The sequence below is a fragment of the Nitratireductor rhodophyticola genome (assembly GCF_019891355.1).
In the GTDB taxonomy this organism is placed as follows: domain Bacteria; phylum Pseudomonadota; class Alphaproteobacteria; order Rhizobiales; family Rhizobiaceae; genus Nitratireductor; species Nitratireductor rhodophyticola.
Map to the genome: position 1 here is coordinate 591,774 of NZ_JAHSSF010000002.1, position 25,051 is coordinate 616,824.

The 25,051-nt window shown below is 62.3% G+C and carries 25 protein-coding genes; 15 read left to right on the forward strand and 10 right to left on the reverse strand.

Translation table 11 applies throughout. The annotated features are described in order from the left end of the window. Positions 1-75 precede the first annotated feature (75 nt). Complete coding sequence (gene fumC / locus KUG85_RS08445; protein WP_223004854.1) at positions 76-1,467, reverse strand: class II fumarate hydratase; 1,392 nt, start codon at positions 1,465-1,467, stop codon at positions 76-78. Between the two features lie 294 nt (positions 1,468-1,761). Here fumC and KUG85_RS08450 point away from each other — a divergent pair, with 294 nt between their 5' ends. Beyond that, complete coding sequence (locus tag KUG85_RS08450) at positions 1,762-2,826, forward strand: calcium:proton antiporter (protein WP_223004855.1); 1,065 nt, start codon at positions 1,762-1,764, stop codon at positions 2,824-2,826. 76 nt (positions 2,827-2,902) lie between these two features. Here KUG85_RS08450 and groL read toward each other — a convergent pair whose 3' ends face one another. The 3 genes from groL to KUG85_RS08465 all read right to left on the reverse strand — a co-directional run bounded on the left by groL (position 2,903) and on the right by KUG85_RS08465 (position 5,758). Beyond that, positions 2,903-4,546, reverse strand: coding sequence for a chaperonin GroEL (groL, locus tag KUG85_RS08455; RefSeq protein ID WP_065816337.1), 1,644 nt, complete (start codon positions 4,544-4,546; stop codon positions 2,903-2,905). Positions 4,547-4,608: 62 nt separating this feature from the next. Then, on the reverse strand, positions 4,609-4,905 hold the full coding sequence (gene groES / locus KUG85_RS08460; protein ID WP_007009707.1) for a co-chaperone GroES: 297 nt from the start codon (positions 4,903-4,905) through the stop codon (positions 4,609-4,611). A 214-nt stretch (positions 4,906-5,119) separates the two neighbouring features. Further along, the gene (locus tag KUG85_RS08465; RefSeq protein ID WP_223004856.1) at positions 5,120-5,758 is read right to left on the reverse strand and encodes a DNA-3-methyladenine glycosylase I; all 639 of its coding nucleotides are present in this window, start codon (positions 5,756-5,758) and stop codon (positions 5,120-5,122) included. Positions 5,759-6,030: 272 nt separating this feature from the next. On the opposite strand from KUG85_RS08465, the gene KUG85_RS08470 reads away from it, so the two are divergent. Further along, positions 6,031-6,852: a L,D-transpeptidase gene (locus KUG85_RS08470; RefSeq protein WP_223004857.1), complete on the forward strand. Its 822-nt coding sequence runs from the start codon at positions 6,031-6,033 to the stop codon at positions 6,850-6,852. An 81-nt stretch (positions 6,853-6,933) separates the two neighbouring features. Here KUG85_RS08470 and glcF read toward each other — a convergent pair whose 3' ends face one another. The 5 genes from glcF to KUG85_RS08495 form a co-directional block, all read right to left on the reverse strand. After that, a complete protein-coding gene (glcF, locus tag KUG85_RS08475) occupies positions 6,934-8,277 on the reverse strand; it encodes a glycolate oxidase subunit GlcF (RefSeq protein ID WP_223004858.1) in 1,344 nt (447 codons plus the stop codon). Between the two features lie 10 nt (positions 8,278-8,287). Further along, positions 8,288-8,668, reverse strand: coding sequence for a DUF4870 family protein (locus tag KUG85_RS08480; protein WP_223004859.1), 381 nt, complete (start codon positions 8,666-8,668; stop codon positions 8,288-8,290). A 41-nt stretch (positions 8,669-8,709) separates the two neighbouring features. After that, complete coding sequence (locus KUG85_RS08485; RefSeq protein ID WP_223004860.1) at positions 8,710-9,918, reverse strand: FAD-binding protein; 1,209 nt, start codon at positions 9,916-9,918, stop codon at positions 8,710-8,712. A 52-nt stretch (positions 9,919-9,970) separates the two neighbouring features. Next, entirely contained in the window at positions 9,971-11,467 is a 1,497-nt protein-coding gene (locus KUG85_RS08490; protein WP_223004861.1) for an FAD-linked oxidase C-terminal domain-containing protein, read from the reverse strand. Between the two features lie 78 nt (positions 11,468-11,545). Continuing rightward, entirely contained in the window at positions 11,546-12,916 is a 1,371-nt protein-coding gene (locus KUG85_RS08495) for a DUF3422 family protein (protein WP_407673652.1), read from the reverse strand. Between the two features lie 181 nt (positions 12,917-13,097). On the opposite strand from KUG85_RS08495, the gene KUG85_RS08500 reads away from it, so the two are divergent. The 5 genes from KUG85_RS08500 to KUG85_RS08520 are packed head-to-tail and all read left to right on the forward strand — an operon-like array spanning position 13,098 to position 17,544. Next, entirely contained in the window at positions 13,098-13,883 is a 786-nt protein-coding gene (locus KUG85_RS08500) for an FCD domain-containing protein (RefSeq protein ID WP_065816330.1), read from the forward strand. Positions 13,884-13,928: 45 nt separating this feature from the next. Then, positions 13,929-14,690, forward strand: coding sequence for a (Fe-S)-binding protein (locus tag KUG85_RS08505; protein ID WP_255606311.1), 762 nt, complete (start codon positions 13,929-13,931; stop codon positions 14,688-14,690). Continuing rightward, positions 14,690-16,129 carry a LutB/LldF family L-lactate oxidation iron-sulfur protein gene (locus tag KUG85_RS08510; protein ID WP_223004863.1) on the forward strand — a complete coding sequence of 480 codons (1,440 nt, stop codon included), beginning with the start codon at positions 14,690-14,692 and terminating at the stop codon, positions 16,127-16,129. The genes KUG85_RS08505 and KUG85_RS08510 overlap by 1 nt, the downstream gene beginning before the upstream one ends. Then, complete coding sequence (locus KUG85_RS08515; RefSeq protein ID WP_223004864.1) at positions 16,126-16,800, forward strand: LutC/YkgG family protein; 675 nt, start codon at positions 16,126-16,128, stop codon at positions 16,798-16,800. The genes KUG85_RS08510 and KUG85_RS08515 overlap by 4 nt, the downstream gene beginning before the upstream one ends. 3 nt (positions 16,801-16,803) lie before the next feature. Beyond that, entirely contained in the window at positions 16,804-17,544 is a 741-nt protein-coding gene (locus KUG85_RS08520; RefSeq protein WP_223004865.1) for a metallophosphoesterase, read from the forward strand. Between the two features lie 7 nt (positions 17,545-17,551). Here KUG85_RS08520 and KUG85_RS08525 read toward each other — a convergent pair whose 3' ends face one another. Beyond that, positions 17,552-17,692 (reverse strand): hypothetical protein, encoded by a 141-nt coding sequence (locus KUG85_RS08525; protein WP_223004866.1) that lies wholly within the window; start codon positions 17,690-17,692, stop codon positions 17,552-17,554. A 146-nt stretch (positions 17,693-17,838) separates the two neighbouring features. Between KUG85_RS08525 and KUG85_RS08530 the strand changes: the two genes are divergently transcribed. From KUG85_RS08530 to yidC, 8 genes are all read left to right on the forward strand, one after another. Next, complete coding sequence (locus KUG85_RS08530; RefSeq protein ID WP_223004867.1) at positions 17,839-18,483, forward strand: hypothetical protein; 645 nt, start codon at positions 17,839-17,841, stop codon at positions 18,481-18,483. Between the two features lie 31 nt (positions 18,484-18,514). Next, a complete protein-coding gene (locus tag KUG85_RS08535) occupies positions 18,515-19,252 on the forward strand; it encodes a 16S rRNA (uracil(1498)-N(3))-methyltransferase (RefSeq protein WP_223005236.1) in 738 nt (245 codons plus the stop codon). Between the two features lie 115 nt (positions 19,253-19,367). Further along, the gene (locus tag KUG85_RS08540) at positions 19,368-20,741 is read left to right on the forward strand and encodes a glutamate--cysteine ligase (RefSeq protein ID WP_223004868.1); all 1,374 of its coding nucleotides are present in this window, start codon (positions 19,368-19,370) and stop codon (positions 20,739-20,741) included. 103 nt (positions 20,742-20,844) lie between these two features. Beyond that, positions 20,845-21,744, forward strand: coding sequence for a DUF937 domain-containing protein (locus tag KUG85_RS08545; RefSeq protein WP_223004869.1), 900 nt, complete (start codon positions 20,845-20,847; stop codon positions 21,742-21,744). 104 nt (positions 21,745-21,848) lie between these two features. Then, positions 21,849-22,475: an FMN-binding negative transcriptional regulator gene (locus tag KUG85_RS08550; RefSeq protein WP_223004870.1), complete on the forward strand. Its 627-nt coding sequence runs from the start codon at positions 21,849-21,851 to the stop codon at positions 22,473-22,475. Between the two features lie 216 nt (positions 22,476-22,691). Beyond that, positions 22,692-22,826, forward strand: coding sequence for a 50S ribosomal protein L34 (gene rpmH, locus KUG85_RS08555; RefSeq protein WP_007009688.1), 135 nt, complete (start codon positions 22,692-22,694; stop codon positions 22,824-22,826). Between the two features lie 23 nt (positions 22,827-22,849). Then, positions 22,850-23,230, forward strand: coding sequence for a ribonuclease P protein component (gene rnpA, locus KUG85_RS08560; protein WP_065816320.1), 381 nt, complete (start codon positions 22,850-22,852; stop codon positions 23,228-23,230). Next, the gene (gene yidC, locus KUG85_RS08565) at positions 23,223-25,040 is read left to right on the forward strand and encodes a membrane protein insertase YidC (RefSeq protein WP_223004871.1); all 1,818 of its coding nucleotides are present in this window, start codon (positions 23,223-23,225) and stop codon (positions 25,038-25,040) included. Before rnpA ends, yidC begins: the two co-directional genes overlap by 8 nt. Positions 25,041-25,051 lie beyond the last annotated feature (11 nt).

Consider the following 25,051-nt stretch of genomic DNA (forward strand, 5'->3'; position numbering starts at 1 on the left):
ACGAGCGACAATGAGCCGGAATTCCCGGCCTGAAGACGGTCGCGCTTCAGGCCGGTGAGGTGTGAAAGGCGGCGATCAGGACGGCGCGATCATCTTTTCGGGACGCACAAGCCGCTCGTAATCTTCTTCGGAGACGAGACCGCTCTTGAGCGCTTCCTCACGCAGCGTGGTGCCATTCTTGTGCGCTGCCTTGGCAATGGCAGCCGCATTGTCGTAACCGATCGCCGGCGCGAGCGCCGTCACCAGCATGAGCGAGCGCTGCATCAGGTCGGCAATGCGCGTTTCGTCGGCTTCGATGCCTTTTACGCAATTGTCGGCGAAGGAGCGCATTGCATCGGTGAGGATGCGGATCGACTGCAGCACGGCGTTTGCAACGACCGGCTTGAAAACGTTGAGCTCGAAATGGCCCTGGCTCGCGGCGATGCTGACGGTGGTCTGGTTGCCCATGACCTGTGTAGCGACCATGGTCAGCGCCTCGGCCTGGGTCGGGTTCACCTTGCCCGGCATGATGGAAGAGCCCGGCTCGTTCTCCGGCAGCTTCAGCTCACCCAGGCCCGAGCGCGGTCCGGAGCCCAGGAAGCGAATGTCGTTGGCGATCTTGAAGAGATCGGCGGCGAGCGCGTTCAGCATGCCGTGGAAGGCGTTCAGCGCTCCATGGCTCGCCAGCGCCTCGAACTTGTTCTCGGCGGTGCGGAAGGGCAAGCCGGTGATGGCGGCCACTTTTGCCGCGAACGCCTTGTCGAAGCCGATCGGAGCGTTGAGGCCCGTGCCGACGGCCGTGCCGCCCTGTGCCAGCGCATAGACATCGTTCAGGCTCTCCTCGATGCGTCTGGCACCAAGCTGGAGAGCCGCCACATAGCCGGAAAACTCCTGACCGAGCGTGAGCGGAGTGGCATCCTGCGTATGGGTGCGGCCGATTTTTACGATCCCGTCGAATGCCCGGGCTTTCTCTTCGAGCGCTTCGGTCAGATATTGCAGCGCAGGCAGAAGCTCGGCTGCCGCCTCGCGGCCGGCTGCAATATGCATCGCCGTGGGGAAAGTATCGTTCGAGGACTGCCCCATATTGACGTGATCATTGGGGTGGACCGGCTTCTTGGAACCCATCTCGCCGCCCAGGATTTCGATGGCGCGGTTGGAGATCACCTCATTGGTGTTCATGTTCGACTGCGTGCCGGAACCGGTCTGCCAGACGGAGAGCGGAAAGTGATCGTCGAGCTTGCCCGCGACGACTTCCCTGGCCGCCTCGATCATCGCCTCGCCGATCTTCCGGTCGAGCTTGCCGTTTTCGAGGTTCGCCTCGGCGGCAGCCTGCTTGACGATGCCGAGCGCCCGCACGAGGGGGATGGGCATCTTTTCCGTACCGATCTTGAAATTGCCCAGCGACCGTTGTGTTTGCGCGCCCCAGTAACGGTCTGCGGCAACCTCCAGGGGGCCGAATGTATCTGTCTCGGTGCGGGTCTTGGACATGCGATCGTGCTCCATTGTCATTTCGCGCGTCGGGTGGGCGGGTGCGGCTCGACGAGCCCTGTTGCCACTACCCCAAAAGTGCTGCCGTTTAATGGCGCGGGTGAAGGGATTTGGCAATAGCCCGTGCGGCCCGCGCTGCGGTCGCGTCCGCGACTGCCGGCAAACTGTTCATTGCGCTCCTTTCCGGCATTGGATTATCACAGGCGATGTCGCGCGCCGTCAGCCAGACGGCTCTCGTATGCATTGAAGGCTTCTGGGGGGAATGTGTTTAGACATTTTACGAATGCGCAGACGGTGCGGACCTCTGGTCCCCCTTTTGCTGCGGCCCTGCTGATCGCGGCAGTGCATCTTGGGTTTCTTGAAGAAACCGGCATTGTCTTTTCTGTCCTGGCTGGGCTGTTCCTTATCGCCACCGTCTTCTCATCGGTGCATTTTGCCGAGGTCATATCCGTTCGCATCGGGCAGCCTTTCGGCTCGGTTCTGCTGGCAATTGCCGTCACCGTGATCGAGGCCTCGCTGATCATTTCCATGATGCTGTCGCCATCGGAAGGAGATCCGACCGTGGCGCGCGACACGGTGTTTGCCACGGTCATGCTGGTTCTGAACGGCGTGGTCGGACTTTGCCTGCTGGCCGGAGGTCTGCGCCATCGCGAGCAGTCTTTTCAGAGCCATGGCGCTGTGGCGGCATTCAGTGTGCTTGGCACGCTGGCAACGCTCACACTGATCCTGCCCAACTTCACGCTGGCCGTTGAGGGGCCGTACTATTCGATCGTGCAGTTGGTCTTCGTGACGGTCGTATCGCTTCTGCTCTACGGGCTGTTCCTGTTTGTGCAGACCGTGCGTCACCGTGGCGACTTTCTCGACATTGCAGCAGCCGATGCGGCCGTCCATGTCAAACCCGGCGGGGGAGAAACCGCATGGAGCGGTCTGATGCTCGCTGTGTCGCTTCTCATGGTCATCGTTCTGGCGGAAGCGCTGGCGCCTGCCATAGAGGAGGGGGTGTCCGTTCTCGGGCTGGCAGAATCCTTTGTCGGACTGATCATCGCGGCTGTGGTCTTGCTGCCGGAGGGCATGACGGCCCTGCGTGCTGCAGCCTCGAACCGTCTCCAGACGAGCATGAATGTGGCCACCGGCTCGGCACTTGCCAGTGTCGGTCTGTCGATCCCCACAATTGCCATTGCATCGCTGCTTCTTGGCGAGCCGATCACGCTCGGGCTCGACCCGGAACACATCGTGCTTCTGGTCCTGTCGCTCTTCGTTGGCATGCTCACCCTGGCGACGGGGCGCACCACGATCATGCAGGGCGCGGTGCATCTGGTCGTGTTTTTCTGCTTTCTTCTGCTGGCCGCGGTGCCCTGAGCAGCCTCGGGATTGCCCATGAAAAAGGGCGCCCCGAAAAGGAGCGCCCTCGATATTCAAGCGATGCGTGGCTGGCTTAGAAGCCCATGCCACCCATACCGCCCATGCCACCCATGTCGGGAGCAGCTGCCGGAGCGTCCTTCTTCGGAAGCTCGGCAACCATGGCCTCGGTGGTGACGAGCAGGCCGGCAACCGAAGCGGCATCCTGCAGCGCGGTGCGGACAACCTTCATCGGGTCGACGATGCCCATGGCGATCATGTCGCCATACTCACCGGTCTGCGCGTTGTAGCCGAAGGTGACGCCTTCGTTTTCCAGGATCTTGCCGGCAACGATGGAGGATTCTGCACCAGCGTTTGCGGCAATCTGGCGAACCGGAGCCTGAACGGCACGGCGCACGATGTTGATGCCGGCTTCCTGGTCGGCATTGTCACCCTTCGCCTTGATCTGCGTGGAAGCGCGCAGAAGCGCGGTGCCACCGCCGGGAACGATGCCCTCTTCAACGGCAGCGCGGGTTGCGTTGAGCGCGTCGTCGACGCGGTCCTTGCGCTCCTTCACCTCGACCTCGGTCGAGCCGCCGACGCGGATCACGGCAACACCGCCAGCGAGCTTTGCAAGACGCTCCTGCAGCTTCTCGCGGTCGTAATCGGAAGAGGTCTCTTCGATCTGCTGCTTGATCTGGGCAACGCGACCTTCGATCTCGGACTTCTGGCCGGCACCGTCGACGATGGTCGTGTTCTCCTTGGAGATCGCAACCTTCTTCGCACGGCCGAGCATGTCGAGCGTGACATTTTCAAGCTTGATGCCGAGGTCTTCGGAGATGACCTGGCCGCCGGTGAGGATCGCGATGTCCTCGAGCATGGCCTTGCGGCGGTCGCCGAAGCCCGGAGCCTTGACGGCAGCGATCTTCAGACCACCGCGCAGCTTGTTGACGACGAGCGTGGCCAGAGCCTCGCCTTCCACGTCCTCGGCGATGATGAGGAGCGGCTTGGACGACTGAACGACCGATTCCAGAACCGGCAGCATGGCCTGCAGGTTGGAGAGCTTCTTCTCGTGGAGCAGGATGTATGCGTCCTCGAGCTCGGCAACCATCTTCTCCGGGTTCGTGACGAAATACGGGGAGAGGTAGCCGCGGTCGAACTGCATGCCCTCGACCACTTCGAGCTCGGTCTCGGCGGTCTTGGCTTCCTCGACGGTGATGACACCCTCGTTGCCGACCTTCTGCATGGCCTCGGCGATCATGTCGCCGATTTCCTTCTCACCATTCGCGGAGATCGTGCCGACCTGGGCGACCTCTGCGGAGGTGTTGATCTTCTTGGTGGAGTTGCCGAGATAGTCGATGACGTCGGCAACGGCCTTGTCGATGCCGCGCTTCAGGTCCATCGGGTTCATGCCGGCGGCAACTGCCTTGGCGCCTTCCTGAACGATCGCCTGAGCGAGAACCGTGGCGGTCGTCGTGCCGTCACCAGCGATGTCGTTGGTCTTGGAAGCGACCTCACGCACCATCTGTGCGCCCATGTTCTCGAACTTGTCCTCAAGCTCGATTTCCTTGGCAACCGTCACGCCATCCTTGGTGATGCGCGGTGCGCCGAAGGACTTGTCGATGACGACGTTGCGGCCTTTCGGGCCGAGGGTCACCTTCACCGCGTCGGCGAGGATGTTAACGCCGCGCAGCATGCGCTCGCGTGCGTCGCGGGAGAATTTTACGTCTTTTGCAGCCATATTTCTCTAGCTCCTGAGCTTCTTCGAGAAACTCTGTTACCGTTTTGATGTGGTGGCGTGGATTAGCCGATGACGCCCATGATGTCGGATTCCTTCATGATCAGGAGATCCTCGCCATTGAGCTTGACTTCGGTGCCCGACCACTTGCCGAAGAGCACGCGGTCGCCAGCCTTGACGTCCAGCGGGACAAGCTTGCCCGCCTCGTCGCGCGCGCCGGAACCGACTGCAACGATTTCGCCTTCCTGCGGCTTCTCCTTGGCGGTGTCGGGAATGATGATGCCACCTGCCGTCTTTTCTTCAGACTCGACCCGGCGGACGACCACGCGGTCATGAAGCGGGCGAAAGTTCGTGTTGGCCATGTTCTCTGAACCCTTGATTCGGATGATGAATTAGGCTTTTCCTCCGTCCGGCGGACGCCGGACCTCTCGTTAGCACTCCCTTGGTAAGAGTGCTAACGCGGCTTTGAGATAGTAAGCCCCAAATTCGGAGTCAAGATTTTCGTGCGCGGAATCTGGTACAATTTTCGCAGCCGCCGACCGGTTTTTCGATCTGGCGCGGAAAACCCTGCCCGGCTCAGGCGGGTCTCTTGAACGCTTCGCGCTTCCTCTCCACTGCTGCCCGGCAGCAGCACCCCTCGATATGATCGTTGACCAGCCCCATGGCCTGCATGAAGGCATAGACGGTGGTGGGGCCAACGAAGGACCAGCCACGCTTTTTCAGGTCCTTTGAGATGCGGGTGGATATCTCCGTCGTCGGATTGGTCGTGAGCGTTTTGTAGTCGACGGGATCAGGGCGTTCATGCGGCTGCGGCTCGTAGCGCCAGAAATAGTGGGCAAGAGACCCTTCCTGCTCGCACAGTTCGATCGCGCGCTGTGCATTGTTGATGGTGGAGCGGATCTTGCCGCCGTGACGAATGATGCCGGCATTGCCCAGCAGACGCTCCACATCCTTCTCGGTGAAACGCGCGACACGCTCGAAGTCGAAACCCTCGAAGGCTTCACGGAAATTCTCGCGCTTGCGCAGGATCGTCAGCCATGAAAGCCCGGACTGAAACCCTTCCAGGCAAATCTTCTCGAACAGCCGGTGATTGTCGGAAACGGGGTGTCCCCATTCATTGTCGTGGTAATCGAGATAGTCCGGCAGTTCACCCGGCCAGAAGCATCGGGTCTTGCCGTCGGCGCCGAGGATCAGGCCGGTCTTTTCTTCGCTCATGTGTGTTGAATTCCCTGGTTAATGTGAAATCAGCCCGGTTTAGCGATATGTTCACCAGCTTTTTGAACGCGCCGGTAACCACGCCAAATGGTTTTTTGAATACATCGCATTTTATCGATGTCGATTCACCATTCGGTTGCAGCTTCGAGTCAGCATCCTGACACGGACAGGCGCATAGGGTGCGTTTGCCCTTCGCCGCCACCTGTTTTCGAGCCTGTTTTCGGAACGCGTGGTCAGTTTGATCTGTGACGAATGGTAGAGAGAAGTTTGTCATGAAGTCGATGTTGTCTGCGGCCGGCCTTGCGACCGTGCTGCTGTTTTCCTGGGGGGCACAGGCCCAGGATCGATATGTGGAGCCGCCGCCGGTTCTCGTCAGTCCTGATCTTTCCGCTCCCTGGGTGATGCAGCTCCGCAGCTCGCCGGTGCTGGCGCAGCATCGCACCCAGCAGGCGGTGGAGTACCGCACTTATCAGCGTGCCCGCAATGCACGTGAACGCGACAGCGCACGGCGCGATTACCGGCCGCGTCATCAAATGGCGGTCCGTGGCGAGCAGCAGAAGAAAAACGCGCAGAAGGTGGCGTTTATACCACGTGCGAGCGAGCCCTTTCCCCTGAATGAACGCTCCTGGCGGATGAGCGATCCCAAATGGCTGCCGCAGGTCGTGGAGTACGAAACCGACGAGTCTCCAGGAACCATTGTTGTCGATACCAGGCAGCGTTTCCTCTTCCTGGTGCTGAAAGGCGGCAAGGCGAAGCGTTACGGCGTTGGCGTCGGCAAGGAAGGTTTCGGCTGGACCGGAACGGAGAAGGTTTCCAACAAGCGTAAATGGCCGGACTGGCATCCGCCGGCTGAGATGATCGAACGCGAAAAAGCGAAGGGCAGGATCCTGCCGGTGAAAATGGAGGGCGGCCCGGCCAATCCCCTCGGCGCGCGCGCGCTGTATCTCGGATCGACGCTCTATCGCATTCACGGCACCAACGCGCCCTGGACCATCGGCCGTGCGGTGTCTTCCGGCTGCATCCGCATGCGCAACGAGGATGTGGTCGACCTTTATAACCGCATTCCGGTCGGCACCAATGTGGTGGTGAAGTGACTGGATAAGCGGGGGATGCCCGGCAAGGGGACTGCCGGGTGGATGGAGAAGGGCGATGCTTGGGGGAGCATCGCCCTTTTCTCATTCCGCTGCAGTCAGTGCCGCCTCTCGTTGTTCCCGGCTCACGATTGCGTCGGGCAGAGCTGCCGGCTTCGGCCCGCCATAGGCCCAGTCGAGAAGCTCCACGGTGTGAACGACCGGCATTTCCGTGCCCGAACCGATCTGGGTCATGCAGCCGATATTTCCGGTGGCGACGAGCGCCGCCCCCGTCGCTTCGATGTTCCGAACCTTGCGGTCGCGCAACCGCGTGGCGATCTCCGGCTGGAGAATGTTGTATGTGCCGGCGGAGCCACAGCACAGATGCCCCTCGCGCGGTTCTCGCACCACGAAGCCCGCCCTGCGTAGGAGCGCGCGCGGCTCGCGGCTGATCTTCTGCCCATGTTGCATGGAGCACGCGGAGTGATAGGCGACGGTGAGACCGGGTTCGACAGTCGGCTCGGGGAGGCTCAGCGTTTCCAGATATTCGGTGATGTCCCTGGCAAGCGCCGCCACGCGGGCAGCCTTTTCGGCATAGGCGGGGTCGAGCCGCAGCATGTGCCCGTAATCCTTGACGGTCGTACCGCAGCCGGACGCCGTGATGACGATCGCGTCGAGCCCGCCGGTCTCGATTTCACGTGTCCAGGCATCCACATTGCGCCGCGCGGCGGCCAGAGCATCCTCTTCGCGGCCCATATGATGCACCAGCGCGCCGCAACACCCTTCACCTTCCGGGTTCTGCACCACTTCCACGCCGAGCCGCGCAAGCAGCCGGACGGTCGCGGCGTTGATACCAGGATCGAGAACCGATTGCGCGCAGCCTGTCAGAAGCGCGACACGTCCACGCTTTTCCACCGAAAGAGGCTGGCTGTCTTCAGGCTTTCGCGGCAATGTTCGCGGGGCGAGGTCCAGCATCGCTGCGACGAGCTTCATGCCCGGCAGATTTCGGAAGAGCCCCGCGAAGGGCCGGCCGAAGCGGGCTAGCTTCAAGGCGGCGCGAAAACGCGACGGATAGGGCAGGATTTGCGCCAGGACCGACCGCATCAGCCGGTCGAGCACCGGCCTGCGATAGGTTTTTTCGATATGCGCGCGGGCGTGATCGACCAGGTGCATGTAGTTCACGCCCGAGGGGCAGGTGGTCATGCAGGCAAGGCAGGAAAGGCAGCGATCAATATGGGTGACGATTTCCCGGTCGGCCGGCCTGCCGTTCTCCAGCATGTCCTTGATGAGATAAATGCGCCCGCGCGGGCTGTCGAGCTCATTGCCGAGCGTGACATAGGTCGGGCAGGTGGCCGTGCAGAAGCCGCAATGCACGCATTTGCGCAGGATCGATTCCGCCTCCGCGACATGCGGATCGGAAAGCTGCTCGGGAGTGAAATTGGTCTGCACGGCGCTTCTTCTATATCAGCCAGCTTTGCGGGTTCTTGATCGGCTCGTTCCGGCCCACGGCCTGCAGGCCGATCACGCAGCGCACCACGACCCAGATCGCAACCGCAATTATCAAAAGGAATCCGATGCCGACGACCATCAAAAGGGCCGAGACGAAACCGAACAGAACACCGATCCAGAATGTGCGAATGGCCCAGGTGTAGTGCGTTTCGAGCCATCCGCTGGCCTTGCCGCGGTTCATATAGGCAATCACGATGCCCACCAGAGCCGAAATACCAATGACGAAGCCGACCAGATAAAGAATATAGATGACCTGAATGTTGGTCGGTCCGGGTTCCAGCCAGCGGTCCGTCTTGCGGGTTTCATCAGGGGTCTGCTGCATGTCACTCATGGGTTCGCCCTCCATTGTTTCAGCGGCAATCTATCATGGCTTCAGGTGAACGCCATGCGTCCCGGATTGAGGATGCCCTTGGGGTCGAACTGCTCCCTCAGGCGGGCGGAGAGGGCGGCAAGCGCCGGCGATTGCGGCTCGAAGACGGGCGTCGCCGCACGCACCGCGAGCGGTGCACGCACCAGTGTGGCGTGCCCGCCACCGAAATGCGCAATCATTTTCCGCAGAATTTCCGCCTCGGGGTCGGCCTCCATGCGCATCCAGATCAGGCCGCCCTGCCAGTCGTAATAGACATTTGCACCGGCGGCCCGGCGGTAGGCGTCCACCAGTTCGTGACCGCGCGACGGTGTGACGGAGACACGCCAGACGGGCGCGGGCGTCCCGTCCGCAAAAGGCTGGCAATCGCGGATTTCGCGCCACAGCCGGCGTGAGGCATCTCCTTCCAGCGTGCCGATGGTTCCATACCCACGCAGAAGCCGGGCAAGAAGGTCAATCCGATAGGCAACGGAAGGTCCAAAACCTTCCACCCGCAGCACGGTCTGTCCGCCGCCCGAAAACGCACCATCGATGAAACGGCCCACCACCCCTTCGGGCAGATGCGCCGCGCCCGAAACCTCGGCACTCGACCCCATGGCGGTCGCCATGGCTTCGGTCGCAACTGCGTCTTCCAATCCGGCAATGCACAATGTGGTCTCGGTTTCCGCCGCCGGCAGAACCTTCATCGTAATGTCGGTGGCAACGGCGAGCGTGCCCCAGGAGCCGGCAAGCCCCTTGGAAAGGTCGTACCCCGTCACGTTCTTCACCACGCGCCCGCCCGACTTGAAGCCTTCGCCACGGCCTGAAACCGCGTGAACGCCGAGCACATGGTCGCGCGCGGCCCCGGCCTTCAGCCGGCGTGGGCCCGAGAGATTGGCCGCAAGCAGCCCGCCCAGCGTGCCGCGTCCAGCCTCGCCGCCGAGAAGCGGGCCGTAGTCCATCGGCTCGAAGGCGAATTCCTGATTGTGCTCGCGCAGCGCAGCCTTGATCTCGGCAACCGGTGTGCCGGCTTTCGCTGAAAGCACCAGCTCTTCCGGTTCATAAAGTGTGATGCCGGCCAGCCTCGACAGATCGAGCGTGTGCTCGGTCTGGAGCGGTTGACCGATGCCGCGCTTCGAACCATGGCCGACAATTTCGAGCGGGGATTCTTCGGAAACCGCCCACTGGATGGTTTCCAGAACCTCTTCAGCGCTGTTGGGAAGGAATTCGGTCACGGCAAACCACTCATTGAAAAACTGCGGGCGAAGTTGGATGCGAACGGCACGCTCAAAACCGCTCCAGTTCCGGGAAAGGAACCTGCCCGCGGTGAATGTGCATCCGGCCAAGCTCGGCGCAGCGGTGCAGTTGGGGAAACACTTTGCCGGGATTGAGCAGATGGTTCGGATCGAAAGCGCACTTGACGCGGATCTGCTGGTTCAGATCGTCCTCGGTGAACATTTCGGGCATCAGGTCGCGTTTCTCCACGCCCACACCATGCTCCCCGGTCAGAACCCCGCCGACCTCCACACACAGCCGCAGAATGTCGGCGCCGAAATCCTCGGCCTTCTCCAGTTCGCCCGGCTTGTTTGCATCGTAGAGAATGAGCGGGTGCAGATTGCCGTCGCCCGCATGAAATACATTGGCGACGCGCAGCCCGTATTTTTCAGACAGCGCGCGCATGCCCGCCAGAACCCGCGGCAACTGCTTGCGGGGGATCGTGCCGTCCATGCAGTAATAATCGGGCGAGATGCGGCCCACAGCCGGGAAGGCGGCCTTGCGTCCGGCCCAGAACACGGCGCGTTCTTCATCCGATGTCGAGGCGCGGCTGGTGGTTGCTCCGTTCTCCCCGGCAATCGCTTCCACCCGGTCGATCAGATGGTCGACCTCCGCCTGCGGCCCATCGAGCTCGACGATCAGCAGCGCTTCCACATCCAGCGGATAGCCGGCATGAACGAAATCCTCGGCAGCGCGAATGGCCGGCCCGTCCATCATTTCCATCCCGCCTGGAATGATGCCCGCACCGATGATCTCGGCCACGCACTGGCCCGCCTGTTCGCTTGATGGGAAGCCGATCAGAAGCGCGCGCGCCGTCTCCGGCTTCTGGAGGATGCGCACGGTCACCTCGGTCACCACGCCGAGCAGGCCCTCCGAGCCCGTCATGAGACCCAGCAGGTCATAGCCCTCCGCATCCAGATGTCTGCCGCCGAGCCGGATGATATCGCCATTCATCAGCACCATCTCGATGCCCAAAACATTGTTGGCGGTGAGCCCGTATTTCAGGCAGTGCACGCCGCCGGAATTCTCAGCCACATTGCCGCCGATGGAGCAGGCGATCTGCGAGGAGGGGTCGGGCGCATAATAAAAGCCCTCCTGCTCGACTGCATGCGTGATCCCCAGATTGGTGACGCCCGGCTGCGCAACCACGGCCCGGTTCGCATAGTCGATATCGAGAATGCGGTTGAAGCGGCTCATCACCAGAAGCACCGCGTCTTCAAGCGGCAGCGCGCCGCCGGAAAGCGAGGTGCCCGAGCCGCGTGGCACGACGCGGATATCGCGCTCATGGCAATATTTCAGGATGCGTGACACCTGCGCCGTCGTTTCGGGCAGGACCACGACGAGCGGCATCTGGCGGTAGGCGGTCAGCCCGTCGCTCTCGAAGGCGCGCATTTCGTTGTCCGTGTCCACCACGCCTTCACCGGGCACGATGATGCGCATGTCGGCGACGATCTCGGCGCGCTTCTTCAGGGTTGCCGCATTGGCCTGCGGCATTTTCAGGCCGGACATCAGAACTCCCTCACTGGTTCATTCAATTTACCAGTGTGTTGACGGTTCTGTAAATGCTGCGTGGAAAGCGTGCCTGCGTCAATCCGCCCCGGTGCCGATATTGGCGTCTTCACGGGCGTGGTGGCGGCGTATGCGCCGCACCAGGAGCCAGATGCACAAAACGGCCATGGGAACGGCGGCGGCGGTGACCGCTTCGCTCGACAGGCCGGGCAGGGCGGGTTTTGCGCCCTTGGCCACATAGCCCACCAGCCCCACCACATAGTAGGAGATGGCGGCAACGGAAAGGCCTTCGACCGTCTGTTGCAGGCGCAATTGCAGCTGCGCGCGGCGGTTCATGGAGGCGAGCAGGTCGCGGTTCTGTCGCTCCACTTCCACGTCCACCCAGCTTCTCAGCAGGTTTGCTGCACGCGTCAGCTTGCGCGAAAGATTGGCCTGGCGCTCTTCCACAGAGCGACAGGTGCGCATGGCGGGTGCCACACGGCGCTGCAGAAACGCCGTCCATGTTTCATAGCCCGCCATGGGCGCCTCGTTCAGCGTTTCCAGCCGCTCCTCGACTATGCCGTGATAGGCGCGGCTTGCGCCAAAACGATAGAGGCTGGCGGCGGCATCGGCCTCCAGGTCGGCGGCAAGCTCCGTCAACTCGCTCAGAAGCGCGTGACTGTCATGCTTCTCGCGTTGGCGCATGCGTGCCGTCAGGGCCGCGAGCTGATCCTCCATGCGTCGCAGGCGCGGCGAAAGCGACTGCGCCAGCGGCAGGCCCAGCATGGCAAGCGTGCGGTAGGTTTCGATGTCGATCAGGCGCTGCGAGAGCGCGCCGATACGGGCCGGCGCCAGATCCTTCTCGAGGATCAGGATGCGGGTCAGCCCGTCGCCATCCTGCCGGAAATCCGTAGCGACGGCGGCACGCCCGCCTTCCACCACCGAATAGCCGAGGCTTGCCGGATCGAACGCGCCGACCAGCCTTTCCGTCGCGCTCGTCCATTTGCGGATTTCCACCCGCGTGCCCGATATGGCGGTTCCGGGCGGGCTGAAGCCGTTTCCGAACGGGGATTCCTCAAGCGGCTTTCCGGTGCGCGGCGAGATCGGACAATCCCACTGATAGCTCGAAAATTCCGTGTGCCGCTCCCAGCGTAGCGTGCCCTTGCCCCACTTCATCGCGTGGTGGCGCGCATTGGCCTGTGGCGGGGCGACGCCAAGGCGGCGCGAAAGATCGGCAAGCACGGCCTGGTCGACCGCCGAGCCACCCTCGGTCATGAAGGAGAGCTGTATGATGAGGCGCGGCGCTTCAAGCAGCGCGTGCGGCCGCGCATGCACCTCGCCCAGCGCCCCGGCGCGCCCGTCGTGGGCGGGAAAGCCCATAACGCTGCCTGTCACCAGTGTTTCTGTGGATGAAGCCTCGGGCCTGTCGGTGCCGATCACGACAAGCTGTTCCCCGTCTTGTTGGCTCATTGTGCCTTGCCGTCTGTCTCAGGATGGACCTTCTGCAAGTATGCTATTGTCTTTGCGCGGGGCGCAATGCGTGTCTGCCAGCACCCGTCGATGGCAGAATTGGGCAAATTAATTGACCAGTCGTGTTCGGTCGCGCTAATCTGCGCCAACAAAGAGAGTGGATAGCGAGACGGCGAAGCCGGTGGACGCGGTTTTTTCCAGAATTGAGCATGCCCGCACGGCGGATGGCGTCATCCGGCAGATCGAGACGCTGATTCTCGAGGGCGTGCTGCGCGATGGCGACCGGCTGCCGGGCGAGCGCGAGCTTGCGCGCCAGCTCGATGTATCCCGTCCGATCCTGCGCGACGCCCTGAAAACGCTGGAAGAGCGGGGCCTGATCCTCACGCGCCACGGCGGCGGCACCTATGTGGCCGACATTATCGGCCAGGTGTTCACAAAGCCGGTGCGTGAACTGATCGCCACGCATCACAAGGCGACCGCCGATTATCTGGAATACCGCCGCGAGATGGAGGCCGTCGCCGCCGAATTCGCGGCAAAACGTGCGACGCCCGAAGACCTGGTGCTCCTTGCGGCGATCATGACGCGGATGGACGAAGCCCACGCTGCGGAGGATTTCGAGGCGGAAGCGGCCTGCGACGTGGAGTTTCACAATGCGGTGGGCGAATGCGCGCACAACATTGTGCTCCTGCACACGCTGCGCGCCTGCTACCGGCTGCTCGCCGATGGCGTCTTCCTCAACCGCGTCCGCATTTACGAACTGCCGGATGCGCGCGACATGCTGCTTGCCCAGCACCGCGCGATCCATGCGGCAATCGCCGCCGGCGATCCGGAAGCCGCGCGCAGTGCCGCGATCGCGCATATCGATTTCGTCGAAAAGGCCACCTTTCATGCCGAACGCACAGATGACTGGCAGCGCATATCGCGGCTCCGGCTTCAGCAGCGCGGCGGCGAGGCGGCACAAGCATGAGCAAGCGAACCTGAGCCAGCGAAAGAAGAACCGTTGAAAGAAGACATGACCCAACCCAAGCGCGTCGGCCTTTTCGTCACCTGCCTGGTGGACCTGTTCCGGCCCACTGTCGGGTTTGCCGCCGTCAAGCTTCTGGAAGAGGCAGGCTGCACCGTCGAGGTGCCCATGGCGCAGACCTGCTGCGGCCAGCCGGCGTATAATTCCGGCGACCGGGAAGACGCAGCCGCCATCGCGCGCCAGACCATCGAGGCCTTCGAGGAGTTCGATTATGTCGTCGCGCCATCGGGCTCCTGCGCGGGCATGCTCAGGAAACATTATCCCTCGCTTCTCAAGGGTACGTCCTATGAGGCGAGGGCGGAAGCCTTTTCCGGCCGCGTGCACGAGCTGGTAAGCTTCCTGGTCGATGTGCTCGGCATCAGGCAAGTGCCGGTCCGCCACGAGGGCAGTGTCACCTATCACGATTCCTGCTCGGGCCTGCGCGAGCTCGGCATTCAGAAACAGCCGCGAAAGCTTCTGTCTTCGGTCGAGGGGCTGGAGCTCAAGGAGATGCAGAATTCGGATGTCTGCTGCGGCTTCGGCGGCACGTTCTGTGTCAAATATCCCGACATTTCCAACAAGATTGTTGAGGAAAAGACGGCCAGCATCGAGGGTGCCGGGGCGGGCACGCTGCTTGCCGGTGATCTCGGCTGTCTCATGAACATGGCCGGAAAACTGCATCGGCAGGGCAGCAGGGTTGAGGTCCGCCATGTGGCGGAGGTTCTGGCCGGCATGACAGACAAGCCGGCAATCGGCGGGGGAGGACGCTGATGGAAATTCAGTCTCCGCAATTCAAGCAGAAGGCGCGCAAGGCGATTGCCGACGAGCAGTTGCAGCGTGCCATGGGCAAGGCGAAGATCGGTTTCGTCGGCAAGCGCAAGAAGGCGGTCGACGCGCTGCCGGAGTTCGACGATCTTCGCTCTTCCGCCCGCGCGATCAAGGATCACACGCTCGAACATCTCGATCTCTATCTGGAAGCCTATGAGCGCAAGGTCATTGCCTCGGGCGGCCGGGTGCACTGGGCCGAGACGGCGGAAGATGCCCGCCAGGCCGTGCTCGACATCTGCCGCGCGGCGGGCGCACGAACCGTCACAAAGGGCAAGTCGATGATCACCGAGGAGATCGCGCTCAACGATTTCCTTGAGAAGGAAGGTGTCCGACCGGTCGAGACCGATCTCGGCGAATACATCATCCAGCTGCGCGGCGAACATCCAAGCCACATCATCGGTCCCGCACTTCATCTGAACAAGGAACAGGTGGAAGAGGATTTCCGCCGCGTTCACACCGAGCTACCGTCCGGGCGCGATCTTTCGCAGCCGGAGTCCTTGCTTGGCGAGGCGCGGCAGATCCTGCGCCCGCAATATTTTCAGGCGGATGTCGGCATTACAGGCGCGAATTTTCTCGTGGCGGAGACCGGCACTTCCATCATTGTCACCAATGAGGGCAATGGCGATCTCACGCAGACGCTGCCGCGCGTCCACATCGTCGTTGCCTCAATCGAAAAGGTCGTGCCGACGCTGGAGGACGCGAGCCAGATCCTGCGCGTGCTTGCCCGCTCGGCCACCGGTCAGGACATGAGCGTCTACACGACGCTCTCCACCGGCCCGCGCCGCCCGGAGGATCCCGACGGGCCGGACGAATATCACGTCATCCTGCTCGACAATGGCCGCTCATCGATGCTCGGCACGGAGTTCCACGAGATGCTGCGCTGCATCCGCTGCGGCGCGTGCATGAACCATTGTCCCGTCTATCACGCGGTCGGCGGCCATGCCTATGGCTGGGTCTATCCGGGGCCGATGGGCTCGGTGCTCACGCCTTCGCTGGTTGGCGTCGACAAGGCGGGGCATCTGCCCAACGCCTCCACCTTCTGCGGGCGCTGTGAATCCGTCTGTCCCATGCAGATTCCGCTGCCGCGCATGATGCGCAACTGGCGCGAGCGCGAGTTCGAGCGGGGGCTCAACCCAGCGGCGCAGCGCTTCGGCCTCGGTTTCTGGGCGTTCTTCGCCCGCCGGCCAGGGCTTTATCGTCTTGCCACGTCGATGGCGATCCCGACCCTGTCGGGTCTCGCCGGGCGTCGCCGCTGGTTCCGCTCGCTTCCCTTTGCCGGGGGCTGGACACGACACCGCGATCTTCCAGCGCCCGAGAGCCGCACCTTCATGCAGCAATGGCGCGACCGCGAGACCTTGAAGCAGGGAGGGACGTCAGCATGAGCACGCGCGAGGCCATTCTTGGCAAGCTGCGGGCGGCGGCGTCCGTTTCCACCGATGACGCTGCACGGCGCGAAACCGTCGAAAAGCGCCTTGCAAAGACACCGCGCGGGCTCATTCCGGCCCGCGGTCAGGTGGAAGGTGAAGAGCGCGTCGCTCTTTTCTGCCGCATGGCCGAGGCCGTCACGGCCACGGTGGAGCGCGTGAAAAAGTCAGACGATGTGCCGAACGCCGTGACCCATTATCTGCGCTCCAAGAACCTGGCGCCCTCCGTCCGCATGGGCGATGACAGACGTCTGAAGCGCATGGACTGGGCAAGTCAGAAGTCGCTTGAGGTGAAACGCGGACGGGCCGAACCTGAAGATGAAGTCGGCGTGAGCCACGCATTCGCCGCCGTTGCTGAAACGGGCACGGTCGCTCTGCCATCGGGCAAGGACAATCCGACCACCGTCAACTTCGTGCCCGATCACCACATCATCGTCATTGACGCAAAGGACATTGCCGGTGATCTTGAAACGGTGATTTCGCGCCTCAGGCGCAAATATGGCAGAGGTGACATGCCAAGACTGCTGAACCTCATCACCGGGCCATCGCGCTCCGGCGACATCGAGCAGACCATGCTTCTTGGCGCGCATGGGCCGCGCGCGCTGCATCTCATCGTCGTCGACGGGTGAGGGATGGCCGCCGGGGTCTCATATGATGAGGCTTCGACGCCCCATGGCCTGCGCCTCTACGCGGTCGGAGACATTCACGGCCGGCACGATCTGCTAGCCGCGATGCATGCGCGGCTCATGGAGGAAATCCTTCATGACCGCCCCGCCGACTGGCGCATCGTCTACCTTGGAGACTATGTGGATCGCGGTGCCAATTCACGCGGCGTGATCGAGTATCTCGCCAATCTGCGCGAGCGCGACCCGCGCGTCATAACGCTTGCCGGAAATCACGATCTGGGCTTTCTCGATTTCCTGTCGAACCCCGACCCGTTCGGCCTGTTCGCGTGCAATGGCGGTTTCGAGACGGCGCTTTCCTACGGTGTCGAGATCGATCTGACATCGCGAGAGAGGATGATGCCGGGTCACACGGCGCTCGTTCGCGCAGTGCCGCGGCGCCACAGGGCGTTTCTGGCCACGCTGCCCTATTCAGTTTCTTTCGGTGATTTCTTCTTCTGCCACGCAGGCGTCCGGCCAGGCGTCGCCCTGGATGCCCAGTCGGCGGACGATCTCATCTGGATCAGGCGTGAGTTCCACGCATTCGAAGGGCTTCATCCCAAATTGATCGTGCATGGCCACACGCCCGTGCGCGCGGCGGAACTCCGTAAGAACCGCATCAACCTTGACACGGGCGCATGGCACAGCGGTCGGTTGACGGCGCTCAGGATGGAAGGTCGGGAAAAGACCTTGATCGAGGCTGCCTGCTGAAGGCGGCCTAGTCCATGGCGGCGGAAATGCCGTAGCCGTCCACGGGATGATGGTCCCCGGTGGCTCCAGCCGAAAGCAGCCTGGCCCCGATCAGCGTGAACGCAGAAACAGTGATTAGAAAAACGACAGTCGCACGCCCGATGGTCATCCGGCCAAAGTCCCCTTGAAGGTCAATAAAACACGGCTCCCCGTGCCGCGCAGGTTGCTATAAACGCAAACAGCTTAAGATTGAAAGAACTTATATGCCAATACCCACATTGTTTATGACAGCCCCTGCGAAACGGGGAAAAGTTCATGCCGCTGCAAAATCGCGTTGATCCGTTCGGTCGCATTGATACAACTCCCGCGCGCGGTCTCTTCACCGGCAATCGCGGTGTGATCCATGACCCCGATACGAAGACACTTCTGCGCCGCCGCTGGACGACAGGGGCCTGGATTATCTGCGCCTGCGATTTCAGGGGGCGCCGTCGTGAGGTGATGGGGAGGAACAGCCCGACAGGCAGGGCGGGATGGACGGAGCTCTTTTTTCTCGATGAGGTGACAGCCCTTGCTGCGGGCCACCGCCCATGTTTCTTGTGCCGGCGCGAGGCGGCGATGCGGTTCCTGGCATGCGCGCGTGCGGCGGAGAACGATCAGGCGCTGAAGGCCCCCGATGTGGACGCCATTCTCCACAGGCAAAGGTTTGCCGTGACGGGAAAAACACGTCCCCTTGCCTCGAAGGCCGTGCCGGATCTGCCGGATGGCTCCATGGTCGCTGTTGGAGAGCAGGCATATGCGCTGCGCGCAGGGCTGCTTCACGAGTGGCATTTTGAGGGTTACGGTTCCGCCCTGTCGTTCGACAAACTCCCGCCCGCCGTTCATTTGCTCACGCCGCCTCTGAGCGTGGCCGTACTGCAGGCCGGCTATGCGCCGGTCTGGCATGAAAGCCTCGCCTCTTGACGCGGCATCGTCGATCCACCATCAGACCGGAATGCGTGCGAACTACAAACTGCAGCGGCTGTTCATCGATGCCGCCCTCGCTTCCGGTGCCGAGGTGGAAACCAGCCGGGAACAGGCTCACTACCTGACGAATGTGCTGCGCCTGCGCGAAGGCGGCGAAGTGCTCGTTTTCAATGGGCGCGATGGCGAATGGCATGCCGAAGTGGTTCAGACCGGCCGCAAGGCGGTGCGCCTGCGGATGACCAGCCAGGCCCGCCCCCAGACACCACATCCCGACCTTCTCTATTGCTTTGCCCCTTTGAAGAAGGGACGCCTCGACTATCTTGTGCAAAAGGCCGTGGAAATGGGGGCAGGGCGTCTCCAGCCGGTCATCACCCAGCACACGCAGGTGGCCAAACCGGGCACGCAGCGCCTCGAGGCCAATGTGATGGAGGCTTCCGAGCAGTGCGGCATATTGGCCGTGCCCGAGGTGCTGGAGCCCGTGAAACTCGACCGGCTTCTTGCTGACTGGGATCCCGAACGACGTCTCATTTTCTGCGATGAGGATGCGGCGACCAACAATCCCATGCAGGCGCTTTCGGGCGTCACCGAGAAGAAGCTTGCGCTTCTGGTCGGCCCGGAAGGCGGGTTTTCCGAGGCCGAACGCGCTCAGTTGCGCGCGCTGCCCTTCGTGACGTCCATCCCGCTCGGCCCCCGCATTCTGCGGGCCGACACGGCAGCCGTGGCCGCTCTCGCCGTCATTCAGGCGAGCGTGGGCGACTGGGAATAGGTGGAGCGGTAAAGCGCTTGTGAAGAGAGGTTGACGCTCCTGTCAGCACTTTTTACTTGAAGCGGATTGTCAGCATGGTCCATCAGATCGCTGATGGTTTGCCAGGAGAGCAGTTATGGCCCGTGACACCACCGATAATCGGCCGATCGAACGGGTCGAAGAACTTGCCGCCGATCTCGCAATGGGTTGCAAGCCCCGCGAAAAATGGCGCATCGGCACCGAGCACGAGAAGTTCCCTTTTTATGTCGATGGCAACCGGCCCGTTCCCTATGAGGGCGAGCGCGGCATCAAGGCCGTGCTGGAAGGCATGCAGCGGATTCTCGGATGGGACGCCATCAACGATGACGGAAAAATCATCGGCCTCGTCGAGCCGACCGGGCAGGGCGCCATCTCGCTGGAGCCGGGCGGCCAGTTCGAGCTCTCCGGTGCGCCACTGGAAACGCTCCACCAGACCTGCCGCGAGGGCAACGCCCATCTGGCGCAGCTGCGCGAGATCGCCGAACCGCTCGGCATTCGCTTTCTGGGCCTCGGCGGCAGTCCGAAATGGTCGCTTGCCGAAACGCCCCGGATGCCGAAGTCGCGCTACAGGATCATGACCGCCTACATGCCGAAGGTCGGCACGCAGGGCCTCGACATGATGTACCGCACCTGCACGATTCAGGTGAACCTCGATTTCGAGACGGAAGCGGACATGCGCCGCAAGATGCAGGTCGCCCAGCGTCTGCAGCCGCTCTCCACCGCGCTCTTTGCCAATTCGCCTTTCACGGAGGGACGGCTCAACGGGCTCCAGTCCTGGCGTGGCAATATCTGGCGCGACACGGACAACCAGCGCGCCGGTCTTCTGCCCTTCGTCTTCTCCGAGCGCTTCGGCTTTGCCGATTATGTGGAATGGGCGCTCGATGTGCCGATGTATTTCATCCTTCGCGACGGGCGCTATCACGACTGCACACACATTACCTTCCGCCAGTTCATGGAGGGCGCGCTCAAGGACGAGGTGACCGACGGCCTGCCGACCATTGGCGACTGGTCGAACCATCTTTCCACGCTCTTTCCCGATGTGCGCCTCAAGCGCTTTCTTGAAATGCGCGGCGCCGATGGCGGCCCGTGGCGGCGCATCTGCGCGCTGCCGGCCTTCTGGGTGGGGCTGCTCTATGATCAGGCAGCACTCGACGCCGCCCACGACCTCACGGCCGACTGGTCGTTCGAGGAGGTGGATGCCATGCGCAACGCGGTGCCGAAAGAGGGGCTGGCCACGCGCTTCCGCAATCACGATTTGCGTGAGATCGCCCGCGAGGTTCTGGCCATTTCGCGCAAAGGGCTTTCCGCCCGCAGGCGACTCAATCCGGAAGGCTATGATGAGGCAAGCTTCCTGAGCCCGTTGGACGAGATCGTTGCGCGCGGCACCACCAGCGCGGAAGAACTCGCCAATGCCTTCAACACCCGCTGGGACGGTTCCATCGAGCCGGTGTTTCTCGAACAGGCATATTAGACTTCCATTCAAGGCGGCAAAGACAAAGCCGCTTTGTCGGGTTATCTTCCTGAAACAATGGTCCGATAGGTGCCCGGCACCGATTGATTGAAGGAGAAAACCCATGCTTCCGCTCTTCGAGATGCTCAACAATGCCGGTCAGGGGCAAGGCGTGGATCAACTCGCCAGGCAGTTTGGCATTTCGCAGGCACAGGCGCAGGAGGCCATGGAGGCGCTCCTGCCGGCTTTCAGCCAGGGGCTGAAGCGCAACGCGGCCGATCCCTACGGTGCCGGCAATTTTCTCGGTGCGCTTGCCTCCGGCCAGCACGCAAAATATTTCGAGGATGCCGCCAACGCCTTCACGCCGCAGGGTGTGGCCGAGGGGAATGGCATTCTGGGGCATCTGTTCGGTTCCAAGGATGTGAGCCGCGCCGTGGCAAGCCACGCCGCACAGGCCACGGGGCTCGGTCAGGACATGCTCAAGCAGATGCTTCCCGTGCTCGCTTCCATGCTCATGGGCGGCTTGTTCAAACAGTCCACCGGCCAGATGCAGGGCGCGCAGCCGCGCCAGGCACAGGCTGGCGGCGGTGGCATGCTCGGTGACCTCATGGAGCAGATGATGCGCCAGATGGGCCAGCAGCAGCCGGGCGCTCAGCCGCGGGGCCGGGCCCCCTCTGGCATGAGCCCGTCCGACAACCCGCTCGGCCAGATTCTCGAGGGCATGTTTGGTGGTGGTGGTTCCACCGGCCGCGGCGCTCCCTCTGGCGGTCAGGGCAACAACCCTCTGGGGGAAATCTTCGACCAGTTCCTGCGCGGCGGGCAGGGTGCCGGGCAACCTGAACCGCAGAGCCGCCACGCACCGCAGCCCGAGCCGGAAGCCAATCCGAGTGGCCGCCCCCGCAATCCCTATGACGACCTGTTCGGTCAGATGTTCGAGACCGGCCGCAAGACGCGCGATGACTATGAGCGCGGCGTGGAAAACATCTTCGAGCAGTTCCGGCAGGGGATGGAACGCCGCCGGTAGGCCTTGCGCCACAGCCGTTTTCCTGTTGTGCAAGGCGGTTCTCTGCCTTTTTCCACTCCTTCGTGCGCGCTAGGATCAGGTGTTTTTCAGGGAGACGAACCCGAATGTATTGTCCACCCGCATTTCGCGAGGAAGATCTGCCCGCGCTTCATGAACTGATGCGGGCGGCGCGGCTTGCCAATGTGGTGACATCCGGTTCGAATGGCCTCCATGCGAGCCCTCTGCCACTCTTCCTTGACGAGACAGAGGGGCCTTTCGGTACCCTGTATGGGCATCTCGCACGCGCCAACGAGCAGTGGAAGGATACGCCCGTTGGCGATGCGCTGGCCATCTTCATGGGCCCTGACGCGTACGTGACCCCGTCCTGGTATGCCTCCAAGAAGGAGCACGGGAAGGTCGTTCCCACCTGGAATTACAGTGTGGTTCAGGCGCGGGGACCGATCGAGTTCTTCGATGACGAAACCCGGCTCCGCAGCGTGGTTGAGCGCCTGACGGCCCTGCATGAAGCGGGCCGCCCGGAAATCTGGTCCGTCTCGGACGCGCCTGAAAAGTTCATCCGAGGCCAACTGCGCGGGATCGTCGGGCTGCGTCTTGCCATCACGAGCCTCGAAGGCAAGCGCAAGATGAGCCAGAATCGCAGCGCGGCCGACCGGGCTGGTGTGGCCTCGGGGCTGGCTGCGAGCGCGCATCCGGGCGAGCGGCTTGCGGCAGCGCAGATACCGCAGGACTGATGCCCGTTTTCCGGACGGGGTGAGACCCCTTGCCGCGATGGCCGCGCATTCGCGCCGTTTTGATTGACTCCGCGCATCCATGCTCCTATAAGCCCGGCCACGCTTGGGCCTTGCGTCCGGCGGCGCGTATTCGTGCCTTCGGTCCAGCCCTGAAAGCAAAGCTCCTGTTCATTGAAACAGAACTAAGAAGGGCCGCACTCCGCGGTATTAAAACAAATGAAGCGTACATATCAGCCTTCCAAGATCGTCCGTAAACGTCGGCACGGTTTCCGTGCGCGCATGGCCACCAAGGGCGGCCGTCGCGTGATCGCAGCCCGCCGCAATCGCGGCCGCAAGCGGCTGTCCGCATAAGGTTTGGAGGCGAGGCCGGAAAGATGACGGACCGGCCAGCCGTCCCACCCCCGGCGCGTCTCAAAAAGCGCGCCGAGTTTCTGGCCGTCCGTCGCGGTGAAAAGCGACGCGGGCGGCTCTTTCTGCTGGAAGTGCTCGACCGCGGCGACCAGGACCCGCCACGGCTGGGCATTACAGTCACGAAGAAAGTCGGCAACGCGGTGGTTCGAAACCGCGTGCGCCGGCGGCTCAAGGAAGCCTGCCGCCTCCATGCGGTTCACGACATGGCCGCCGGCAAGGATTATGTGATCGTGGCGCGGCGTTCTGTGCTTGACGCGCCGTTCGCCTCCCTGAAAGACGAGCTTTCCCGTCGCATCGGAGAAACCGATGCCGGGCGTGGAAAGGGCAAGGACATCGATGGATAACAATCGCAATTTCCTCATCACGATCGCGCTGTCCGTGTTGATCCTGACGCTCTGGCAGGTTTTCTACATGAACCCGCGCATCGAGGCGCAGCGTGAGACGGCCCAGATCGAAGAGCGGCAGGCTGCTGAAACGGCCCCGGCCGGGACGGCTTCAAGTGGTGAGAACAGCGATATACCGGCACCTTCGGGCGGTGATGGCGCCGTGCCCGGCACGGCCAGCCAGTCCGCCGCTCCGCTTGACCGGGCCGCAGCCGTAGCCGGCAGTGAGCGTGTGAAGATCGATACGCCGCGCATTTCCGGGTCCATCAATCTGGCCGGCGCGCGTCTTGATGATCTGCTCCTCAAGGACTACCGGGTCACGGTCAAGAAGGATTCGCCCAACATTCAGCTGCTCAACCCCTCGACCGGCCCCGATGGCTATTACGTCGAGACGGGCTATGTGGGCGGTGAGGCTGCCGGAACGCTGCCGGGTCCTTCGACCGAGTGGACGCTTGCCGAAGGCGAGACGCTCACCCCGTCGAGCCCCGTCACGCTCTCCTACACCAATGACAAGGGCCTCACCTTCAAGCGCACCTTCTCGGTCGACGAGAACTACATGTTCACGGTTTCCGACACGGTGGAAAACGCTTCTGGTGCTCCTGTCGCACTGCGCAATTATGGCCGCACCACCCGCATCGGAACGCCCAAGACCTCCGGCATCTACATCCTGCACGAAGGCCTGATCGGCGTGACCGGCGAGGAAGGCCTGCAGGAAATCGATTATTCGGATGTCGAAGAGGAAAAGCGCATTACGCCGGCGATGTCTTCTGACGGCTGGCTGGGCATCACCGACAAATACTGGGCGGTGACCATGGTCCCGCAGAACGGCCGCGAATTCCAGCCGCGCTACACCTATTCGGGCGACGGAAAGCCGCGCTACCAGGCCGATTATCTGACCGACGAAATCACGGTCGCCGATGGCGCCTCCGCCACCAGCGAGCTCATGGTCTTCGCCGGTGCCAAGGAGGTCAATGTCGTCGATGCTTATGAAGAAGACCGCGGCATCCGCCAGTTCGAGCTTCTGATCGACTGGGGCTGGTTCTACTTCATCACCAAGCCGATGTTCTATCTCATCGACTGGCTGTTCAAGTTGCTCGGCAATTTCGGCGTTGCCATTCTGGCCACCACGGTGGTCGTGAAGCTCATCTTCTTCCCGCTCGCCAACAAGTCCTACAAGTCCATGGCGAACATGAAGAAGGTTCAGCCTGCCATGCTCGAAATCCGCGAGAAATACGCGGATGACAAGATGAAGCAGCAGCAGGCGATGATGGAGCTCTACAAGAAAGAGAAGATCAATCCGCTGGCCGGCTGTTGGCCCATCCTGATCCAGATCCCTGTGTTCTTCTCGCTCTATAAGGTTCTCTACGTCACCATCGAGATGCGTCACGCGCCGTTCTTCGGCTGGATTCAGGATCTGTCGGCCCCCGATCCGACCTCGGTCTTCAACCTGTTCGGCCTGCTGCCTTATGACGTGCCGGCCTTCCTGCTGATCGGTGTCTGGCCGCTGATCATGGGCATCACCATGTTCCTGCAGATGCGCATGAACCCGACGCCGCCCGATCCGACACAGGCCATGATCTTCAACTGGATGCCGGTGATCTTCACCTTCATGCTGGCCACATTCCCGGCTGGTCTGGTGATCTACTGGGCATGGAACAACTTCCTGTCCATCGTCCAGCAGGGCGTGATCATGAAGCGCCAGGGCGCCAAGATCGAACTCTGGGACAATCTGGCAGGCCTGTTCAAGAAAAAGCCGAAACCGGCCGAATAGCCAAACAAACG

Bases quoted from the DNA above. Each gene is read 5' to 3' on its own strand.
- yidC (WP_223004871.1), top strand. From the start codon at position 23,223: ATGGATAACAATCGCAATTTCCTCATCACGATCGCGCTGTCCGTGTTG.
- groL (WP_065816337.1), bottom strand. From the start codon at position 4,546: ATGGCTGCAAAAGACGTAAAATTCTCCCGCGACGCACGCGAGCGCATG.
- fumC (WP_223004854.1), bottom strand. From the start codon at position 1,467: ATGTCCAAGACCCGCACCGAGACAGATACATTCGGCCCCCTGGAGGTT.
- KUG85_RS08510 (WP_223004863.1), top strand. From the start codon at position 14,690: ATGGAAATTCAGTCTCCGCAATTCAAGCAGAAGGCGCGCAAGGCGATT.
- KUG85_RS08495 (WP_407673652.1), bottom strand. From the start codon at position 12,916: ATGAGCCAACAAGACGGGGAACAGCTTGTCGTGATCGGCACCGACAGG.
- KUG85_RS08515 (WP_223004864.1), top strand. From the start codon at position 16,126: ATGAGCACGCGCGAGGCCATTCTTGGCAAGCTGCGGGCGGCGGCGTCC.
- rnpA (WP_065816320.1), top strand. From the start codon at position 22,850: ATGACGGACCGGCCAGCCGTCCCACCCCCGGCGCGTCTCAAAAAGCGC.
- KUG85_RS08505 (WP_255606311.1), top strand. From the start codon at position 13,929: ATGACCCAACCCAAGCGCGTCGGCCTTTTCGTCACCTGCCTGGTGGAC.
- KUG85_RS08535 (WP_223005236.1), top strand. From the start codon at position 18,515: ATGCGTGCGAACTACAAACTGCAGCGGCTGTTCATCGATGCCGCCCTC.
- rpmH (WP_007009688.1), top strand. From the start codon at position 22,692: ATGAAGCGTACATATCAGCCTTCCAAGATCGTCCGTAAACGTCGGCAC.
- KUG85_RS08530 (WP_223004867.1), top strand. From the start codon at position 17,839: ATGCCGCTGCAAAATCGCGTTGATCCGTTCGGTCGCATTGATACAACT.
- KUG85_RS08465 (WP_223004856.1), bottom strand. From the start codon at position 5,758: ATGAGCGAAGAAAAGACCGGCCTGATCCTCGGCGCCGACGGCAAGACC.
- KUG85_RS08540 (WP_223004868.1), top strand. From the start codon at position 19,368: ATGGCCCGTGACACCACCGATAATCGGCCGATCGAACGGGTCGAAGAA.
- groES (WP_007009707.1), bottom strand. From the start codon at position 4,905: ATGGCCAACACGAACTTTCGCCCGCTTCATGACCGCGTGGTCGTCCGC.
- KUG85_RS08550 (WP_223004870.1), top strand. From the start codon at position 21,849: ATGTATTGTCCACCCGCATTTCGCGAGGAAGATCTGCCCGCGCTTCAT.
- KUG85_RS08520 (WP_223004865.1), top strand. From the start codon at position 16,804: ATGGCCGCCGGGGTCTCATATGATGAGGCTTCGACGCCCCATGGCCTG.
- KUG85_RS08470 (WP_223004857.1), top strand. From the start codon at position 6,031: ATGAAGTCGATGTTGTCTGCGGCCGGCCTTGCGACCGTGCTGCTGTTT.
- KUG85_RS08490 (WP_223004861.1), bottom strand. From the start codon at position 11,467: ATGTCCGGCCTGAAAATGCCGCAGGCCAATGCGGCAACCCTGAAGAAG.
- KUG85_RS08480 (WP_223004859.1), bottom strand. From the start codon at position 8,668: ATGAGTGACATGCAGCAGACCCCTGATGAAACCCGCAAGACGGACCGC.
- KUG85_RS08545 (WP_223004869.1), top strand. From the start codon at position 20,845: ATGCTTCCGCTCTTCGAGATGCTCAACAATGCCGGTCAGGGGCAAGGC.
- KUG85_RS08525 (WP_223004866.1), bottom strand. From the start codon at position 17,692: ATGACCATCGGGCGTGCGACTGTCGTTTTTCTAATCACTGTTTCTGCG.